A 20,117-nucleotide genomic window follows, 5' to 3' on the forward strand; every position below is an offset into this window, starting at 1 on the left:
AGCAGCTCAGGGGCGGGGGCCTTGACGAACCGCACGCAGCGCGCAATTCTCAGGACGCGTCGTCACAACGATCCACGTTCCGAGGCATGGATCGACGACCGAACGGGCAGTATCGATGTGCGCCTCACGGCGCATGGGGTTCGCGGAGATGAGAAAAACGAGGGTCTCGAGGGTCTCGAAAACCCGCACTGGACATCAGTGTGCCAAGTGGCTACACTGACCCTTTGCGCTGCCTGTTAGCTGCCCTCTGCCCGTCACCAGGGGCATGCCCGTGTCTGAGCTTCGGATGAAGAACAGCCCTTAGCTGGGGTTTCTCCCTCCGTTCACAACATGGGACCGGTACGCGCGTAGTGAGTCCGAGCCCTCGGAAGGACCCCCTCTTGGCCGCCTCGCGCAACGCCTCGACCGCGAATACGAACAACGGCGCCAGCACTGCCCCGCTGCGCATCTCCTTTGCAAAGATCAAGGAGCCCCTCGAGGTTCCGAACCTCCTCGCGCTGCAGACCGAGAGCTTTGACTGGCTGCTCGGCAATGCCGCATGGAAGGCTCGTGTCGAGGCGGCTCTCGAAAGCGGACAGGACGTCCCCACCAAGTCCGGTCTGGAAGAGATCTTCGAGGAGATCTCGCCGATCGAGGACTTCTCCGGGTCGATGTCGCTGACCTTCCGCGACCACCGTTTCGAGCCCCCGAAGAACTCGATCGACGAGTGCAAGGAGCGCGACTTCACGTACGCGGCCCCGCTCTTCGTCACGGCCGAGTTCACCAACAACGAGACCGGCGAGATCAAGTCCCAGACGGTCTTCATGGGCGACTTCCCGCTCATGACCAACAAGGGCACCTTCGTCATCAACGGCACCGAGCGTGTCGTGGTGTCGCAGCTGGTCCGCTCGCCGGGTGTCTACTTCGACTCCAACATCGACAAGACGTCCGACAAGGACATCTTCACGGCCAAGATCATCCCGTCCCGGGGTGCCTGGCTGGAGATGGAGATCGACAAGCGCGACATGGTCGGTGTCCGCATCGACCGCAAGCGCAAGCAGTCCGTGACCGTCCTGCTCAAGGCGCTCGGTTGGACCACCGAGCAGATCCTCGAGGAGTTCGGCGAGTACGAGTCCATGCGCGCCACCCTGGAGAAGGACCACACCCAGGGCCAGGACGACGCGCTGCTCGACATCTACCGCAAGCTGCGTCCGGGCGAGCCCCCGACGCGCGAGGCGGCCCAGACGCTGCTCGAGAACCTCTACTTCAACCCGAAGCGCTACGACCTCGCCAAGGTCGGCCGCTACAAGGTGAACAAGAAGCTCGGCGCGGACGAGCCGCTGGACGCCGGCGTTCTCACCACCGACGACGTCATCGCCACCATCAAGTACCTGGTCAAGCTGCACGCCGGTGAGACCGAGACGGTCGGCGAGTCGGGCACCCAGATCGTCGTCGAGACCGACGACATCGACCACTTCGGCAACCGCCGTCTGCGCAACGTCGGCGAGCTCATCCAGAACCAGGTCCGCACGGGTCTGGCTCGTATGGAGCGCGTCGTGCGTGAGCGCATGACGACCCAGGACGTCGAAGCGATCACGCCGCAGACGCTGATCAACATCCGGCCGGTCGTCGCCTCCATCAAGGAGTTCTTCGGCACCAGCCAGCTGTCGCAGTTCATGGACCAGAACAACCCGCTGTCGGGTCTCACCCACAAGCGCCGTCTGTCGGCTCTTGGCCCGGGTGGTCTCTCCCGTGAGCGGGCCGGCTTCGAGGTCCGTGACGTGCACCCGTCGCACTACGGCCGCATGTGCCCGATCGAGACCCCCGAAGGCCCGAACATCGGTCTGATCGGCTCGCTCGCGTCCTACGGCCGGGTCAACGCGTTCGGCTTCGTCGAGACCCCGTACCGCAAGGTCACCGACGGCCAGGTCACCGACGAGGTCGACTACCTGACGGCCGACGAGGAGGACCGCTTCGTCATCGCGCAGGCGAACGCGACCCTCTCCGAGGACCTGCGCTTCACCGAGGCCCGCGTGCTGGTCCGCCGTCGTGGCGGCGAGGTCGACTACGTCCCGCCGACCGAGGTCGACTACATGGACGTCTCGCCGCGCCAGATGGTGTCGGTCGCGACCGCCATGATTCCGTTCCTCGAGCACGACGACGCCAACCGTGCCCTCATGGGCGCGAACATGATGCGCCAGGCCGTTCCGCTCATCAAGGCGGAGGCCCCGCTCGTCGGCACCGGCATGGAGTACCGCTGTGCCACCGACGCCGGCGACGTCATCAAGGCGGAGAAGGACGGTGTCATCCAGGAGGTCTCGGCCGACTACGTCACCGTCGCGAACGACGACGGCACGTACACCACGTACCGCATCGCGAAGTTCTCCCGCTCCAACCAGGGCACCTCGGTGAACCAGAAGGTCATCGTCTCCGAGGGCGACCGCGTCATCGAGGGCCAGGTCCTCGCCGACGGCCCCGCCACCGAGAACGGTGAGATGGCGCTCGGCAAGAACCTGCTCGTGGCGTTCATGCCGTGGGAGGGTCACAACTACGAGGACGCGATCATCCTGTCGCAGCGCCTCGTGCAGGACGACGTCCTCTCCTCGATCCACATCGAGGAGCACGAGGTCGACGCCCGTGACACCAAGCTCGGCCCCGAGGAGATCACCCGGGACATCCCGAACGTCTCCGAGGAGGTCCTCGCGGACCTCGACGAGCGCGGCATCATCCGTATCGGTGCCGAGGTCGTCGCCGGCGACATCCTGGTCGGCAAGGTCACGCCCAAGGGTGAGACCGAGCTGACCCCGGAGGAGCGTCTGCTCCGTGCGATCTTCGGTGAGAAGGCGCGTGAGGTCCGTGACACCTCGCTGAAGGTGCCGCACGGCGAGACCGGCAAGGTCATCGGTGTGCGCGTCTTCGACCGCGAGGAGGGCGACGAGCTTCCCCCGGGCGTCAACCAGCTGGTCCGCGTCTACGTGGCCCAGAAGCGCAAGATCACCGACGGTGACAAGCTCGCCGGCCGTCACGGCAACAAGGGCGTCATCTCGAAGATCCTGCCGATCGAGGACATGCCGTTCCTGGAGGACGGCACCCCGGTCGACATCATCCTCAACCCGCTGGGTGTCCCGTCCCGAATGAACCCGGGACAGGTCCTGGAGATCCACCTCGGCTGGCTCGCCAGCCGCGGCTGGGACGTCTCCGGGCTGGCGGACGACTGGGCGCAGCGCCTGCAGACCATCGGCGCCGACCAGGTCGCTCCCGGCACCAACGTCGCGACCCCGGTCTTCGACGGTGCGCGTGAGGACGAGATCGCCGGCCTCTTCGATGCCACGATCCCGAACCGCGACGGCGACCGCCTGGTCCAGTCGTCCGGCAAGGCCAACCTGTTCGACGGCCGCTCCGGCGAGCCGTTCCCGGACCCGATCTCGATCGGGTACATGTACATCCTCAAGCTCCACCACCTGGTCGACGACAAGCTGCACGCCCGTTCGACCGGTCCGTACTCGATGATCACCCAGCAGCCGCTGGGTGGTAAGGCCCAGTTCGGTGGCCAGCGGTTCGGAGAGATGGAGGTGTGGGCACTCGAGGCTTATGGAGCGGCCTACGCGCTCCAGGAGCTGCTGACCATCAAGTCCGACGACGTGACCGGCCGCGTGAAGGTCTACGAGGCCATCGTCAAGGGCGAGAACATCCCCGAGCCCGGCATTCCCGAGTCCTTCAAGGTGCTCATCAAGGAAATGCAGTCGCTCTGCCTCAACGTGGAGGTGCTCTCCTCGGACGGTATGTCCATCGAGATGCGCGACACGGACGAGGACGTCTTCCGCGCCGCGGAGGAGCTCGGTATCGACCTGTCCCGGCGTGAGCCGAGCAGCGTCGAAGAGGTCTGACGGGCCTGGCGGGGGCTCCCACGAAGGAGCCCCCGCCATCCCCGGGACCGTTCAGACCATGATTGAGACACGACCCCGAAAGAGGGATTGACGCACAGTGCTCGACGTCAACTTCTTCGACGAGCTGCGGATCGGCCTTGCCACCGCGGACGACATCAGGACCTGGTCCCACGGCGAGGTCAAGAAGCCCGAGACCATCAACTACCGCACGCTCAAGCCCGAGAAGGACGGACTCTTCTGCGAGAAGATCTTCGGTCCGACCCGGGACTGGGAGTGCTACTGCGGCAAGTACAAGCGTGTCCGCTTCAAGGGCATCATCTGTGAGCGGTGTGGCGTCGAGGTCACCCGCGCCAAGGTGCGGCGTGAGCGGATGGGCCACATCGAGCTTGCCGCTCCCGTGACCCACATCTGGTACTTCAAGGGCGTCCCGTCGCGTCTGGGCTACCTGCTGGACCTGGCGCCGAAGGACCTCGAGAAGGTCATCTACTTCGCCGCGTACATGATCACGTTCGTGGACGAGGAGCGCCGCACGCGTGACCTGCCGTCGCTGGAGGCCCACGTCTCCGTCGAGCGCCAGCAGGTCGAGAACCGCCGTGACGCCGACCTCGAGGCCCGTGCCAAGAAGCTCGAGACCGACCTGGCCGAGCTCGAGGCCGAGGGCGCCAAGGCCGACGTGCGCCGCAAGGTGCGCGAGGGTGCCGAGCGCGAGATGAAGCAGCTGCGCGACCGCGCCCAGCGCGAGATCGACCGTCTCGACGAGGTGTGGAACCGCTTCAAGAACCTCAAGGTCCAGGACCTCGAGGGCGACGAGCTGCTCTACCGCGAGCTGCGTGACCGCTTCGGCACGTACTTCGACGGCTCGATGGGTGCCGCGGCGCTGCAGAAGCGCCTGGAGTCCTTCGACCTCGAGGAGGAGGCCGAGCGTCTCCGCGAGATCATCCGCACCGGCAAGGGCCAGAAGAAGACCCGTGCGCTCAAGCGCCTCAAGGTCGTCTCCGCGTTCCTGCAGACGTCCAACAGCCCCAAGGGCATGGTGCTCGACTGCGTGCCGGTCATCCCGCCGGACCTTCGTCCGATGGTGCAGCTGGACGGTGGCCGCTTCGCGACCTCCGACCTGAACGACCTGTACCGCCGTGTGATCAACCGCAACAACCGTCTGAAGCGTCTGCTCGACCTCGGTGCCCCCGAGATCATCGTGAACAACGAGAAGCGGATGCTCCAGGAGGCGGTCGACGCCCTCTTCGACAACGGCCGTCGTGGTCGCCCGGTCACGGGCCCCGGCAACCGTCCGCTGAAGTCCCTCAGCGACATGCTGAAGGGTAAGCAGGGTCGTTTCCGTCAGAACCTGCTCGGTAAGCGTGTCGACTACTCGGCCCGTTCCGTCATCGTCGTCGGTCCGCAGCTGAAGCTGCACCAGTGCGGTCTGCCCAAGGCCATGGCGCTGGAGCTCTTCAAGCCGTTCGTGATGAAGCGCCTGGTCGACCTGAACCACGCGCAGAACATCAAGTCGGCCAAGCGCATGGTCGAGCGTGGCCGCACCGTGGTGTACGACGTCCTCGAAGAGGTCATCGCCGAGCACCCGGTGCTGCTGAACCGTGCGCCCACGCTGCACCGCCTCGGCATCCAGGCCTTCGAGCCGCAGCTGGTCGAGGGCAAGGCCATCCAGATCCACCCGCTCGTCTGCACCGCGTTCAACGCGGACTTCGACGGTGACCAGATGGCCGTGCACCTGCCGCTGTCCGCGGAGGCGCAGGCCGAGGCCCGCATCCTGATGCTGTCCTCGAACAACATCCTCAAGCCGGCCGACGGCCGTCCGGTCACCATGCCGACCCAGGACATGGTGCTGGGCCTCTTCTTCCTGACCACGGACGAGGAGGAGCGCAAGGTCATCGGTGAGGGCCGTTCCTTCGGTTCCACCGCCGAGGCGATCATGGCGTTCGACGCCCGGGAGCTCTCGCTCCAGGCGAAGATCGACATCCGCTTCCCGGTCGGCACCATCCCGCCCCGCGGCTGGACCCCGCCGGCGCAGGAGGAGGGCGAGCCGGAGTGGCAGCAGGGGGACTCGTTCCGCCTGCGCACCACGCTGGGCCGCGCGCTCTTCAACGAGCTGCTGCCCGAGGACTACCCGTTCGTCGACTACACGGTCGGCAAGAAGCAGCTCTCCGAGATCGTCAACGACCTCGCCGAGCGCTACCCCAAGGTCATCGTGGCGGCGACGCTCGACAACCTGAAGGCGGCCGGCTTCTACTGGGCGACCCGTTCCGGTGTCACCGTGGCCATCTCGGACATCGTGGTCCCCGACGCCAAGAAGGCGATCGTCAAGGGCTACGAGGACCTGGACGAGAAGGTCCAGAAGCAGTACGAGCGCGGTCTGATCACCAAGGAAGAGCGCACCCAGGAGCTCATCGCGATCTGGACCAAGGCGACCAACGAGGTTGCCGAGGCGATGAACGCGAACTTCCCGAAGACCAACCCGGTCTCCATGATGGTGAACTCGGGTGCTCGCGGAAACATGATGCAGATGCGTCAGATCGCCGGTATGCGTGGTCTGGTGTCGAACGCCAAGAACGAGACCATCCCGCGTCCGATCAAGGCGTCCTTCCGTGAGGGTCTGTCCGTGCTGGAGTACTTCATCTCCACGCACGGTGCCCGTAAGGGTCTGGCGGACACCGCCCTGCGTACCGCCGACTCGGGTTACCTGACCCGTCGTCTGGTGGACGTCTCGCAGGACGTCATCATCCGCGAGGAGGACTGCGGGACCGACCGTGGCCTCAAGCTCAAGATCGCGGAGCGTGGCGCCGACGGCACCCTGCGCAAGACCGAGGACGTCGAGACCTCCGTCTACGCCCGGATGCTCGCCGAGGACGTCGTCGTCGACGGCAAGGTCATCGCGCCTGCCAACGTCGACCTCGGTGACGTGCTCATCGACGCGCTCGTCGCGGCCGGTGTCGAGGAGGTCAAGACCCGCTCGGTCCTGACCTGTGAGTCCGCGGTCGGCACCTGTGCGTACTGCTACGGCCGTTCGCTCGCGACCGGCAAGCTGGTCGACATCGGTGAGGCGGTCGGCATCATCGCCGCCCAGTCCATCGGTGAGCCCGGCACGCAGCTGACGATGCGTACCTTCCACACCGGTGGTGTGGCCGGTGACGACATCACCCAGGGTCTGCCCCGTGTCGTCGAGCTCTTCGAGGCTCGTACGCCCAAGGGTGTCGCCCCGATCTCGGAGGCGGCCGGCCGCGTCCGTATCGAGGAGACCGAGAAGACCAAGAAGCTCGTCGTCACTCCGGACGACGGCAGCGACGAGACGGCGTTCCCGATCTCGAAGCGTGCCCGTCTGCTGGTCGGCGAGGGCGATCATGTCGAGGTGGGCCAGAAGCTCACCGTGGGTGCCACCAACCCGCACGACGTGCTCCGCATCCTCGGCCAGCGCGCGGTCCAGGTCCACCTGGTCGGCGAGGTCCAGAAGGTCTACAACTCGCAGGGTGTGTCGATCCACGACAAGCACATCGAGATCATCATCCGGCAGATGCTGCGCCGTGTGACGATCATCGAGTCCGGCGACGCGGAGCTGCTGCCGGGCGAGCTGGTCGAGCGTTCGAAGTTCGAGACCGAGAACCGTCGTGTGGTCACCGAGGGCGGTCACCCCGCCTCCGGCCGTCCGCAGCTGATGGGTATCACCAAGGCCTCGCTGGCGACCGAGTCCTGGCTGTCGGCGGCGTCCTTCCAGGAGACGACCAGGGTTCTGACGGACGCGGCGATCAACGCCAAGTCCGACTCCCTGATCGGCCTCAAGGAGAACGTCATCATCGGTAAGCTCATCCCGGCCGGTACGGGTCTGTCCCGCTACCGCAACATCCGGGTCGAGCCGACCGAGGAGGCCAAGGCCGCGATGTACTCGGCCGTCGGCTACGACGACATCGACTACTCGCCGTTCGGCACGGGCTCCGGCCAGGCCGTTCCGCTGGAGGACTACGACTACGGTCCGTACAACCAGTAGTAGGTCGTGAAGAAGGGCGGTCACCCCGTGCGGGGTGGCCGCCCTTCTTGGTGCCTGTGCATGTCCTCTTCGTGGGTCGCAGCCCGGCGTGGGGAAACACCGTTCGCCACAGCTCCAGGCGCGGCTCTCCGGGCCGACGGGCCGACCGGTGCGGGTGGACCCACGCGCCGGCAGGGGTGGCCGGAGGGGCTCAGGGGGACGGCTTCCGCCCCCTGTCGGGGGAGCGGCCACCCGGTGGCCGACGACCCGCACGGGCGGCGGCCCGGCCGGGCCGGACACCACGGCCAAGATGGCCGAAAACCAGCGCGAATCAGCCCCGGCCCCGCGCCCGGATCCGGCCCCTGGGCATTTGTTTTGACCGGAGTGGATGCGGTAGGTACGCTCAGACCTTGTGCCTGGGGTGTGCCTGGGCTCGTGTGCGTGTCTTCAACCGCATGGCGAGTCAGATACCGGCCACCGCAATCTGCGCTCTTTCCGCCTGGCGGCGGAGGTCTGCAGCATTCGACACACCCGACCGCGTGGGTCGGCGACGTTCCAGGTTAGCTTCACTGACGGCACACAGAAACCGGAGAAGTAGTGCCTACGATCCAGCAGCTGGTCCGTAAGGGCCGGCAGGACAAGGTCGAGAAGAACAAGACGCCCGCACTCGAGGGTTCCCCTCAGCGCCGCGGCGTCTGCACGCGTGTGTTCACGACCACCCCGAAGAAGCCGAACTCGGCCCTGCGTAAGGTCGCGCGTGTGCGTCTGACCTCCGGCATCGAGGTCACGGCCTACATCCCGGGTGAGGGACACAACCTGCAGGAGCACTCCATCGTGCTCGTGCGTGGTGGCCGTGTGAAGGACCTGCCGGGTGTTCGTTACAAGATCATCCGCGGTTCGCTTGACACCCAGGGTGTCAAGAACCGCAAGCAGGCCCGCAGCCGCTACGGCGCCAAGAAGGAGAAGTAAGAATGCCTCGTAAGGGCCCCGCCCCGAAGCGCCCGGTCATCATCGACCCGGTTTACGGTTCTCCTCTGGTGACCTCGCTCATCAACAAGATTCTGCTCAACGGCAAGCGTTCCACCGCTGAGCGCATCGTCTACGGCGCCATGGAAGGCCTCCGCGAGAAGACCGGCAACGACCCGGTCATCACGCTGAAGCGCGCCCTCGAGAACGTCAAGCCGGCGCTCGAGGTCAAGTCCCGCCGTGTCGGTGGCGCCACCTACCAGGTCCCGGTCGAGGTCAAGCCCGGCCGCGCCTCCACGCTGGCGCTGCGCTGGCTGGTCGGTTACTCCCGCGCCCGTCGCGAGAAGACCATGACCGAGCGCCTCATGAACGAACTGCTCGACGCCTCCAACGGCCTCGGCGCTTCGGTCAAGAAGCGTGAGGACACGCACAAGATGGCCGAGTCCAACAAGGCCTTCGCGCACTACCGCTGGTAGTCGCTACCCACATCGAGACCGAGAGAAGATTGAGCCTTATGGCCACCACTTCGCTTGACCTGGCCAAGGTCCGCAACATTGGGATCATGGCCCACATCGACGCGGGCAAGACGACGACCACCGAGCGCATCCTGTTCTACACCGGTGTGAGCTACAAGATCGGTGAGGTCCACGACGGCGCTGCCACGATGGACTGGATGGAGCAGGAGCAGGAGCGCGGCATCACGATCACGTCCGCCGCGACGACCTGTCACTGGCCGCTCGAGGACGTCGATCACACCATCAACATCATCGACACCCCGGGTCACGTCGACTTCACCGTCGAGGTGGAGCGTTCGCTTCGTGTCCTCGACGGTGCCGTCACGGTGTTCGACGGTGTCGCCGGTGTCGAGCCCCAGTCCGAGACTGTCTGGCGCCAGGCGGACCGCTACGGCGTTCCGCGTATCTGCTTCGTCAACAAGCTCGACCGCACCGGTGCCGAGTTCCACCGCTGTGTCGACATGATCAGCGACCGCCTGGGTGCGACGCCGATCGTCATGCAGCTGCCGATCGGTGCCGAGGCCGACTTCAAGGGCATCGTCGACCTGGTTCGTATGAAGGCCCTCGTGTGGTCCGCCGAGGCCACCAAGGGCGAGATGTACGACGTCGTCGACATCCCGGCCACCCACACCGAGGCTGCCGACGAGTGGCGCGGCAAGCTCCTCGAGACGGTCGCCGAGAACGACGAAGAGATCATGGAGCTGTACCTCGAGGGCCAGGAGCCCACCGAGGAGCAGCTGTACGCCGCGATCCGTCGTATCACCATCGCGTCCGGCGTCTCCAAGGACACCACGGTCACCCCGGTGTTCTGCGGTACCGCCTTCAAGAACAAGGGCGTTCAGCCCCTGCTCGACGCGGTCGTGCGCTACCTCCCCTCCCCCCTGGACGTCGAGGCCATCGAGGGCCACGACGTGAAGGACCCGGAGACGGTCGTCAAGCGCAAGCCGTCCGACGACGAGCCGCTGTCGGCCCTCGCGTTCAAGATCGCGAGCGACCCGCACCTCGGCAAGCTCACCTTCGTCCGGATCTACTCCGGTCGCCTGGACTCCGGCACCGCGGTGCTGAACTCCGTCAAGGGCAAGAAGGAGCGCATCGGCAAGATCTACCGCATGCACGCGAACAAGCGTGAGGAGATCGAGTCGGTGGGCGCCGGCGACATCGTCGCCGTCATGGGCCTGAAGCAGACCACCACCGGTGAGACGCTGTGCGACGACAAGAACCCGGTGATCCTGGAGTCCATGGACTTCCCGGCGCCGGTCATCCAGGTCGCGATCGAGCCCAAGTCCAAGGGTGACCAGGAGAAGCTGGGTGTCGCCATCCAGCGTCTCGCGGAGGAGGACCCCTCCTTCCAGGTTCACTCGGACGAGGAGACCGGCCAGACCATCATCGGTGGTATGGGCGAGCTGCACCTCGAGGTGCTGGTCGACCGTATGCGCCGTGAGTTCAAGGTCGAGGCGAATGTCGGTAAGCCGCAGGTGGCATACCGTGAGACGATCCGTAAGGGCGTCGAGCGCCACGACTACACGCACAAGAAGCAGACCGGTGGTACCGGTCAGTTCGCCAAGGTGCAGATCGCGATCGAGCCGATCGAGGGCGGCGACGCCTCGTACGAGTTCGTGAACAAGGTCACCGGTGGCCGCATCCCCAAGGAATACATCCCCTCGGTGGACGCGGGCGCGCAGGAGGCCATGCAGTTCGGCATCCTGGCCGGCTACGAGATGACGGGCGTTCGCGTCATTCTTCTCGACGGTGGTTACCACGAGGTCGACTCCTCCGAGCTCGCGTTCAAGATCGCCGGTTCGCAGGCCTTCAAGGAGGCCGCGCGTAAGGCCAGCCCCGTGCTGCTCGAGCCGATGATGGCCGTCGAGGTCACCACGCCCGAGGACTACATGGGCGAGGTCATCGGTGACATCAACTCCCGCCGTGGTCAGATTCAGGCCATGGAGGAGCGGATGGGCGCCCGGATCGTCAAGGGTCTGGTGCCGCTTTCGGAGATGTTCGGCTACGTCGGAGACCTCCGCAGCAAGACTTCGGGTCGCGCAAGCTACTCGATGCAGTTCGACTCCTACGCCGAGGTTCCCCGGAACGTCGCCGAGGAGATCATCGCGAAGGCCAAGGGCGAGTAACTCTCCCGAGTTCACGCTTTAGGCTTGTCACCGGAGCCTCCAGGGGCATTCCCGTCGCAACACGGCGGGAATGCCCCGGGCCCCGGCATCCCAGCAAAGATCACCTGGCGCCGATGAGTAAGGCGTACAGAACCACTCCACAGGAGGACCCCAGTGGCGAAGGCGAAGTTCGAGCGGACTAAGCCGCACGTCAACATCGGCACCATCGGTCACATCGACCACGGTAAGACGACCCTCACGGCCGCCATTACCAAGGTGCTGCACGACGCGTACCCGGACCTGAACGAGGCCTCGGCCTTCGACCAGATCGACAAGGCTCCTGAGGAGCGCCAGCGCGGTATCACCATCTCCATCGCGCACGTCGAGTACCAGACCGAGTCGCGTCACTACGCGCACGTCGACTGCCCCGGTCACGCGGACTACATCAAGAACATGATCACGGGTGCGGCGCAGATGGACGGCGCCATCCTCGTGGTCGCCGCGACCGACGGCCCGATGCCGCAGACCAAGGAGCACGTGCTCCTGGCCCGCCAGGTCGGCGTTCCGTACATCGTCGTCGCCCTGAACAAGGCCGACATGGTGGACGACGAGGAGATCCTGGAGCTCGTCGAGCTCGAGGTGCGTGAGCTCCTCTCCGAGTACGAGTTCCCGGGCGACGACGTTCCCGTCGTCAAGGTCTCGGCGCTCAAGGCTCTCGAGGGCGACAAGGAGTGGGGCCAGTCGGTCCTGAACCTGATGGCCGCCGTCGACGAGGCGATCCCGCAGCCCGAGCGTGACGTCGACAAGCCGTTCCTGATGCCGATCGAGGACGTCTTCACGATCACCGGTCGTGGAACCGTCGTCACCGGTCGTATCGAGCGTGGTGTCCTCAAGGTCAACGAGACCGTCGACATCGTCGGTATCAAGACCGAGAAGACCACCACCACGGTCACCGGCATCGAGATGTTCCGCAAGCTGCTCGACGAGGGCCAGGCGGGCGAGAACGTCGGTCTGCTCCTCCGTGGCATCAAGCGCGAGGACGTCGAGCGCGGCCAGGTCATCATCAAGCCGGGTTCGGTCACGCCGCACACCAGCTTCGAGGCCCAGGCCTACATCCTGTCGAAGGACGAGGGTGGCCGTCACACCCCCTTCTTCAACAACTACCGCCCGCAGTTCTACTTCCGTACCACGGACGTGACCGGCGTCGTGACCCTCCCCGAGGGCACCGAGATGGTCATGCCGGGCGACAACACCACCATGACCGTCGAGCTGATCCAGCCCGTCGCCATGGAGGAGGGCCTCAAGTTCGCCATCCGTGAGGGTGGCCGGACCGTGGGCGCCGGCCAGGTCACCAAGATCAACAAGTAATTGTTGCTCTGACCTGGTAGCTCGCTGAGCTGCAAGAAGGGCCCCGCACCTCTCGGTGCGGGGCCCTTCGTCATGTCCGGTGGGCCTTCGTCATGTCCGGCGGGCACGCACCGGGCGGACCCCGCGTGCCCGCCGGAGCGCGGCCGGTCAGCCGCTCGCCGTGGTCCTCCCGGGCGACCAGGTCCACGGGTGTGCGTCCGGGCCCATGCCGACGACCTTGACCTCCCCGGCGGGGGTGACGTCCAGCGTCGGCGTGTCCAGGGCCACGGCACCGGCGGTACGGGTCAGCAGCCGGCCTTCGTGCCGCAACTGCACCCGGCCCCGCAGATCCAGACCCAGCAGGACGGCACGCTCGGGGTCACCGGCCGCGGCGAGCGGTCCGTATCCGTCGAAACGGACCGCGGGCAGCAGCCTGCCGTCCGAGCTGAAGCGGGTGAGAGCGGGGGAGGCGCTGCCCCGGGAGTCCCGTGGGGCCGTCCGCTTCCAGGTCCGCTCCGTCCGGTACAGCAGGTGCACGGAACCGTCGGCCCTCGCGAGCGCGGCGGGGGTGTCGACGGCGGCCGGCAGGTGTCCGCCGGGACGGTGGCCGAGGGGCAGGCCGGGCGCGTCCTGGCTCCAGTGGTGGACGGTGGCGAAGCCCGCGCCGAACAGATGGACACGGCCGGCCGCGTCCACGACGGTGGTCAGCCCGTCCTGTATCTCGGCGCTGCCGTCGAGGGCCCGCCAGCCGCTCCAGCGGCCGTCCGTCTCCCGGACCCGTGTGCTCACGCCCTTGTCCGCGTTGCGCACGAACAGGTGAACGCGCCCGTCGGGCGCGGTGACGGCCACCGGCACGCCGATCCGCCGGCCCCGGTCGTCATGGCGCTCGGGGTTGCCCAGGCCGCGCCACGCGAGGAAGGGTCCGCCCGCCGAGCGCTGTTCCAGCAGCACTATCTCCCGGGCGTTGTTCCCGCCGTGACCGCTGATCGCCGAGAAGCGAAGGGCGAAGAGGAGCTGCCGTCCGTCACCGAGCGCCGTCGCGCCCAGCGTCGGTGCGAGCGGGCCGCCGCCGAGGTCGGAGGGCTGTCCCCACCGGCCGCTTCCGGCCTCCGTCTCCCGCCAGCGCACGGCGCGCAGCCCCAGCACCCCGTACGCGGCCAGCCGTCCGTCCGGTTCCGCGGCGAGGGCCGTGCGGGGTCCGGGATAGCGGTAGTGGGTGGACCTGACCCAGCCCTTCTTGTTCGTCAGAGGCCGTTCGCCGCCGACGTTGTAGTCGCCGCACCCGCCGCTGTTGCCACAGCTCCAGTCGGCCTCCCCGCCGTACGGGACCAGATGGCCGGCCTTCTGCCGCAGCACGCCGTCCGGCAGGTTCTTCGGCCAGTGCCGGTTGTAGTAGCCGCGGAAGGAGGTGGCGACGAACGCCGGTATCTCGCCGCCGTCGCGGGCCGACTCGGCCACCCACCGGGCCATCGCCGCCCAGCTGAAGGAGGCCACGGCCGTGTGGTCCCCGTGGTCCGAGTAGCCGCGCTGTTCGCTGTCCTTCTTACGGGTGACCTCGTCGCTGTACTGGATGTCGGGATCAGGGTCCAGGGTCTGCACGACGGTGGGCCGGTAGCGGTCCATCAGCCCGACGAGGACGTCGACGAGCCGGTCGTAGTCGTAACTCTCGATCCTGCGCACGGGGGAGTCGTCCGCGACGACGGTCGGCAGGTCCAGCGCCCGGTCCCGCCACAGGTTCGGCATACCGAGCCGCGCATGGCGGGTGGTGTGCATGGCCAGGTTGAGGTAGATCAGGTCGACGCGCCGGGGGCCGACGGCCAGGCTGTTGATCTCGGCCCGCCGGCCGCCGCGCAGCGTCGTGACGCCCTTCTGCCACTCCGTGTACTTGGGCAGACCGAGCAGGGTCGCGTACGCCTGCCGCAGGCCCTGGTGGCGGGCGGACGAGTACGCGCTCTTGTCCGCGGCGGGACGCGGGCGCCCCGGCGCCTTGTTGACGCCGTTGGCCTCGCCGGCCGTGACGTACACGCAGACGAGGGGTACGCCGGAGTCCAGCATCCGCTGGGTGTCCGGGTTCATGAAGTACAGGTCGTCGTCGGGGTGCGCCAGTATCTGCATCAGCCGGGCGGGCCGTGAGTCGCTTATGGCGATGCCGGGCGCGGGATCGGTGACGGGCCCGGTGCGCCGTGGCGCGGGCACGGAACACGACGTGAGGGCGGTGGCCGAGCCGGCCGCGGCCAGTGCGCCGATGGCGGCGACGATGCTGCGCCGCCGGGGCCGGGACCTGCTCGGGCGCAGCCCTGACACAGCTCTGTCTTCCACTTGTGGTGCTCCGTCCGGTCCCCCCGCAGCGGCCGGGCGGTGCCCCCGTCTGCGTACTGTGAAATCCCCAGGTGGCGGCCGGGCCGGTCGAGCCGACAGCCGCGATCAACTAGACGGGGCGCGGCTGCCGGGGGTTGCCTGGATGTTCGCCATGTGTTCGATCTGACTCCAGGCGCCGGGGCGGCCGGCGCCGGTGCGCGGGCGGCCGTCCCTCGGCGCGCGGCGGCCGTCCCTTACGCGAGCCGGCACGTCACACCAGAGTCGGCACGTCCCCGCACGGCGCGTGCTCGACCGTCGTGCCGGTCAGCCCCCTGAGCCAGGGGGCGGTGGCTTCCGCAAGCCCGGCCGGGTCCGGCGGGGTGGGGCCGAGGCCGACGGCGTAGCGCACGGGGGAGCCGGCGAACGGGCGCGGCCACGCGTGGACACCGGGCTGTGGCAGCGCCGTCAGCAGCGCCCGCATCCGGCCGCGGACGCGGCCCTCGTCGCCGGGGGCGACGGTCACGACGGCCCACGCCGCGTGCCGGCGGTGCATCGGGGGAGGGGTGAGCAGCGGTTCGGGGGAGTCGCCGTCCAGGAGCTCCCAGGCCCGGAACAGTTCCTGCGTGATCAGGTCGCGCATGCCCGCGGTGATCTGGTCGGAGCAGGGGCGCACCGGGGCGGTCGGCGTCATGACGGTGACCGGCAGATCCGGGCGCGCCGGGCCGCCGACCGGCTCGCGCCAGTCCCAGGCCGCCCAGGTCGCGAAGAAGTGCCGGAGCAGTTCGCCGGGCGGCAGGTCGCCGGCCTCGCGGACGGTACGCGCCGCGAGGACGGACCAGCCGAGGCCCGGCAGCCCGCCGAACGGAGCGGAGTCCAGCCCACGGGCCCTCGCCCAGGCCTTCACCCGGCGGGCCAGGTGAGTGAACGCCTCCCGGCGGCCCGCGACCTCCTCGAGGAGCGCGTCGGCGTCGCTCACCGCGCTGAGCACGACCGCCGCGTCGTCGCCCAGCTCGGCCCGGCGGCCGACCGCTTCCGCCGGATCGAGCGCCCCGGTGGCGACGACGGCCACGTCCACGGCGAGGCCACCGACGCTCAGCCGCAGCCCGGGGACACGTGCCCCGACCACGTCCCGCACGTCCGTCGCCTCGGGCAGCGCAGCGGTCAGCCGGGCGCGTACGCCGGCGGGTCCGGGCGTGCCCGGCACGGCGGCGACCAGGTCCAGATCGGCGCCGGGCAGCGCACACCCCGTACGCCGCGAACCGACGAGGTGCACGCACCCGTCCGCGAGTGCCCGCCCGACCCGTACCCGGACCTCGTCGGCGACGCGCTCGTCCTGCGGTGGCGCCGGGGCCTCCGGTACGCCCGGCGCCTCCGGTGCCCAGCGCACCTCGCCCGTTCCGAGCGCCACCGTCGCCCGTACCCGCATCGGCTCGCCGGCGCGGCGCGAGAGCAGCACCAGCTCGCCGACCCGAGCGGACATGCCGCCGAGCCGGGACGCGCACTCGGCCACCAGCGGCTGCGGATCGCGGGTCCGGCCCAGGCTCAGGTGCGGCGTGAAACCCTCCCGCCGGCCGCGGCAGCGGGGGAACCGCCGTTCCAGGGAGCGGCGGAGCTCCTGCCACGGCTGCTCGCCGGCCGCCGCCGGGTCGAGCCACACGGTCGCGTCCTCGCGGTGCCCGAAGCTGTGCACGCCCTCCAGCCGGGCGTCGAAGGGGGCGACGTCCGCGGCCGCCTCCGCGAGCAGCGGGACGGCCTCCTCGAATGCGGACTCCGGCACGAACCCGAAGAGCAGGTTGACGTGCGGCGGCCAGCGGTGGATCTGCGGGTCGTGGTCGCGGCGGACGTCCTGGATCGGTCGCCACAGCCCGGCAGGCGGCAGCCAGGCCACGGCCGTACGGGCCGTCGGCCGCACGTCGAGAACGCCGCTCTCCTGCCGCGCGGGGCTCAGGGCGACCTCCACGCCGTAGTGGTCGGAGACGTACAGGCCCTCGGGGCCCGGGACGTCACCGCGCAGGACGGCCGAGTCGACCCGGAGCGCGTCCGACCGGAGCAGTACGCGGTCCAGCCGGGACACCCGCCCGGTCAGGGACGAGACGGCGGCCAGCGGATTGGCGGCCGGGTCGAAGGTCGGGGTGGTGTCACCGGGTCCGCGCGCCTCGCTCCAGGCGTCGCGCATGCCGAGCGTCGTCTGCGGTGCGTCCGTGCCGTCGTTGAAGTCGCCCATGAGGACGACGTCCCCGTCGATGCCCGCCAACCCCTCGGCGATCCGGGCCAGTTCGGCGTTCCGCCGGGCGGGGCCGTCCTCCGAGTGGTCACTGGTGAGGTGGGTCGCGGCCACGGTCACCGGACCGCCGTCGGTCTCCACGACGATGGCCGTCACCGCCTTGTGCGGGCCGAGGGCATGGTGGCCCGCCTCCCGTACGGGCAGCTTGCTGAGCAGCAGCAGCCCGCACTCGTCGACGTCACGGCCGCCCGGGTCGGTCGCCACCGTGTACGCGTCCCGTACCCACGGCGCGCGCAGCAGCATGACGAGCAGCTCGGGCTCGACCTCCTGGAGCGCGACGACGTCCGCGTCCGCCTCGCGGAGGGCGTCGATCAGCAGGGGGCGGCGTACGGCGGTGGCGATGCGGTCGGAGTCGTAGCGGTCCCACAGCGTGTTCCAGGTCAGGACGCGCAGGCTCCCCGCGGTGCCCGTGGGGGCGTGTGCCGGCACCCAGGCGTCGCCGTCCCACGCGTAGGGCGTCCGTGCCTCGAAGAACGGCGCCCGCAGCCGGCGCGCCTCCCGTACCCGGCCGGCCTCGGTGTCGTCGATCCGGTCCACGCCCGTGGCCCGGTCCCAGACCAGCTCGCCGTCCGCCTCGAAGAACAGCACCCGGTGCCAGGGGATGTCCCCGCCCGGCACGAAGGCCGACAGCGGCATGCGCTTGGGCGCCGCCTCGCGCCGGCGCACGCCGATCACGAAGCGGGCCGGGTCGAAGCGCGCGTCCCAGCGGACCCGGTGGTAGATCTCCTCGCTGGTTCGCACGGCCTACGCCTCCTCCTCGACGGTCCCGCCCGCCCCGATGTACCAGGTGCGGTGCGCCTGGCCCGGGTACGGCGGGACGAACCGGTGCAGTTGCGAGGTCAGCACCTCCGGCGGCACGGGGTGCTCTCTTTCCAGATTGCGCCGCGCCAGCTCGTCCTCGTCGACCAGCAGCACGGCGTGGGTCGTGAGCGCGTCGCGACGGCGGGCCACCGCGTGCACCAACGACCGCTGGTGGGGATTGAGCGACGTGGCGTCCCACACCACGGTGCCGCCGCGCGCCAGGGCGGCGTCCAGCAGGCCGAGCCCTTCGCGGAGCACGTCCCCGTTGGCCTTCTGGTCGGCGCGCGACCCGCGGGCGCGGCGCAGTTCGTCGAGGGACACCCGCGCGTCCACCCCGCCGAGGCCCTGCGCGAACGAACTCTTGCCGCTGCCGGACGGGCCCACGAGATGGATCAGCTGGGGGAAGTCTCCCGAGCGCCACCGCCAGGTCGCGGCGACGGCCTCCGCGGTGCTGCCGATGCGGCCCTCGGCGTACGCCTCGCGGGCCTCGGCCCGGCAGCGGGCCGCCGCGTCGTCGTCCAGACCGGCGAACTCTTCTGCGAGCCCGTCCAGGGGCGCGACGTCCGAGGCGTGCAGCGCGGACCACTCCACCTGCTCCCGCGCCTCTCCCGTCCCGGCCGTCGCCGCGGCCACCGCGTGCAGCACACCGAGATCGGCGGCGTACGACATCCGGACGAGCCCGGCGCGGCGCCGCTCGTCCGGGTACGGCAGGTGCAGCCCGGCCTGCAGCCCGACCAGGTCGGCGACGCGCCGCGCGAGCGGCAGGCCGAGCAGCGGCGCCAGGCGGGGCGCGAGCGCGCCCCGCCGCTCCCGGTGGAGCAGCGCCGCCAGTACGCCGGCGAGCCGGGCGTCCCCCGTGCGGCCGCCGCTGTCCAGCCGCGCCACGGCCTCGGCGTCACCGTCGCCCACGCCCAGCGCCCGGGGGTCCGGCGCGGCCCCGGACCGTACGTCCCACAGCGCGGCGCCCGGCCCGAGCCCGTTCGGTACGACGGCCGCGTGCATCCAGTGCGTATCGGTCCGCACATGCCCGGCCCGCACCCACTTGGCGACCCGCCGCCCGAACTCCTCGGCCATGAAGCCGTCGGCGGTGCGGACGACGAAGCCCTCCTGCCGGGCGAGGTCCGGCTTCAGGGCCCGCAGCGCCCGCTCGTCGAACACGCCGCGCCACAGCACCCTCGGTACGGGGACACCCAGGTCGCGCAGGAACGCGACGGTCCGGTCCCAGTCCAGGCACCAGCCGAGTTCGTCCCACACGGAGAACCCGTAGAAGTAGCTCTCCAGGTCGTCGTAGGCGATCGAGTGCCGGGCGAACATGTTCTCCCCGCACACCCGCCAGCCCTCGGGGATGCCGTGTGCGACGCGTCCCTGCAGCGCCTTCACCCAGGCCCGGGACGGATGATGGGCGGAGTCCAGCGACCGGGCGTGCAGCCCGTCGCGGTACAGGGTGGTGTTCTCCCCGTCGAGCTTCTCGGTGACGACGACCTCTCGCCCGCGCAGCCCGTCGAGATCCGCGACGCGCACATCGTCCGAGGTCGCACCGGGCGACCACGGCAGATGAGCCGTGCGGGGATAGTGCGTGCGCATGACAGAACCGGGCCCCCGTGTCGAATGACTGTCCGGCCACTGTAGGAGCGGCGAGGAGCCCCGCTCGACCGAATATCGCTCACCGGGCCGCGCCCGGTCGGCCCTCTTCCGGGGGAGGCCGGGCGGCAGGTGAACGGGGGCGCCGGGCGGCCGTCCGGACAGGGGTTCTGCGCGCCGTTGTTTGACACGTAACCCCCGCGGGGTAGTGTTCTCGGCTCGATTGGCCAGGGCGCGGGAGTGTGTGGCAGACTGTCCGGGTTGCTCGGTTGAGTGCCGATGCTGCGCGCCTCCCGCCGGGAGGACCGGAAGCGAGTCCCACAGTACTCGTCGACCCTCGGGTCGGACGTACGGGAATCTTCCGGGAAGTGTCAGCGG

At 69.0% G+C, this 20,117-nt stretch carries 9 protein-coding genes; 6 read left to right on the plus strand and 3 right to left on the minus strand.

Translation table 11 applies throughout. The annotated features are described in order from the left end of the window. The first annotated feature begins 380 nt into the window (after positions 1 to 380). The 6 genes from rpoB to tuf all read left to right on the plus strand — a co-directional run bounded on the left by rpoB (position 381) and on the right by tuf (position 12,796). Positions 381 to 3,866: a DNA-directed RNA polymerase subunit beta gene (gene rpoB / locus AB0K36_RS00830; RefSeq protein ID WP_364586454.1), complete on the plus strand. Its 3,486-nt coding sequence runs from the start codon at positions 381 to 383 to the stop codon at positions 3,864 to 3,866. 97 nt (positions 3,867 to 3,963) lie between these two features. Continuing rightward, positions 3,964 to 7,863, plus strand: coding sequence for a DNA-directed RNA polymerase subunit beta' (locus AB0K36_RS00835; protein WP_189466911.1), 3,900 nt, complete (start codon positions 3,964 to 3,966; stop codon positions 7,861 to 7,863). Positions 7,864 to 8,439: 576 nt separating this feature from the next. Next, positions 8,440 to 8,811 (plus strand): 30S ribosomal protein S12, encoded by a 372-nt coding sequence (gene rpsL, locus AB0K36_RS00840; RefSeq protein ID WP_003948652.1) that lies wholly within the window; start codon positions 8,440 to 8,442, stop codon positions 8,809 to 8,811. A gap of 2 nt (positions 8,812 to 8,813) precedes the next feature. Beyond that, on the plus strand, positions 8,814 to 9,284 hold the full coding sequence (gene rpsG / locus AB0K36_RS00845; RefSeq protein WP_100108597.1) for a 30S ribosomal protein S7: 471 nt from the start codon (positions 8,814 to 8,816) through the stop codon (positions 9,282 to 9,284). Between the two features lie 38 nt (positions 9,285 to 9,322). Continuing rightward, positions 9,323 to 11,449 (plus strand): elongation factor G, encoded by a 2,127-nt coding sequence (fusA, locus tag AB0K36_RS00850; protein ID WP_189466909.1) that lies wholly within the window; start codon positions 9,323 to 9,325, stop codon positions 11,447 to 11,449. Positions 11,450 to 11,602: 153 nt separating this feature from the next. Beyond that, on the plus strand, positions 11,603 to 12,796 hold the full coding sequence (tuf, locus tag AB0K36_RS00855; RefSeq protein WP_005313609.1) for an elongation factor Tu: 1,194 nt from the start codon (positions 11,603 to 11,605) through the stop codon (positions 12,794 to 12,796). A 147-nt stretch (positions 12,797 to 12,943) separates the two neighbouring features. Here the strand turns inward: tuf and AB0K36_RS00860 are convergent, their stop codons facing one another. From AB0K36_RS00860 to AB0K36_RS00870, 3 genes are all read right to left on the minus strand, one after another. Next, the gene (locus AB0K36_RS00860) at positions 12,944 to 15,094 is read right to left on the minus strand and encodes a PIG-L family deacetylase (RefSeq protein WP_364586459.1); all 2,151 of its coding nucleotides are present in this window, start codon (positions 15,092 to 15,094) and stop codon (positions 12,944 to 12,946) included. Positions 15,095 to 15,344: 250 nt separating this feature from the next. After that, complete coding sequence (locus tag AB0K36_RS00865; RefSeq protein ID WP_364586462.1) at positions 15,345 to 18,098, minus strand: poly(A) polymerase; 2,754 nt, start codon at positions 18,096 to 18,098, stop codon at positions 15,345 to 15,347. A 3-nt stretch (positions 18,099 to 18,101) separates the two neighbouring features. After that, positions 18,102 to 19,742, minus strand: a complete 1,641-nt coding sequence (locus AB0K36_RS00870) for an RNA ligase family protein (RefSeq protein WP_364586465.1) — start codon at positions 19,740 to 19,742, stop codon at positions 18,102 to 18,104. Between the last annotated feature and the right edge of the window lie 375 nt (positions 19,743 to 20,117).

This window comes from Streptomyces kurssanovii (assembly GCF_040677245.1).
Taxonomy (GTDB): Bacteria; Actinomycetota; Actinomycetes; order Streptomycetales; family Streptomycetaceae; genus Streptomyces; species Streptomyces kurssanovii.

Excerpts from the sequence above, each read along its gene's own strand:
- rpsG (WP_100108597.1), top strand. The coding sequence starts at position 8,814 with ATGCCTCGTAAGGGCCCCGCCCCGAAGCGCCCGGTCATCATCGACCCG.
- AB0K36_RS00870 (WP_364586465.1), bottom strand. The coding sequence starts at position 19,742 with ATGCGCACGCACTATCCCCGCACGGCTCATCTGCCGTGGTCGCCCGGT.
- fusA (WP_189466909.1), top strand. The coding sequence starts at position 9,323 with ATGGCCACCACTTCGCTTGACCTGGCCAAGGTCCGCAACATTGGGATC.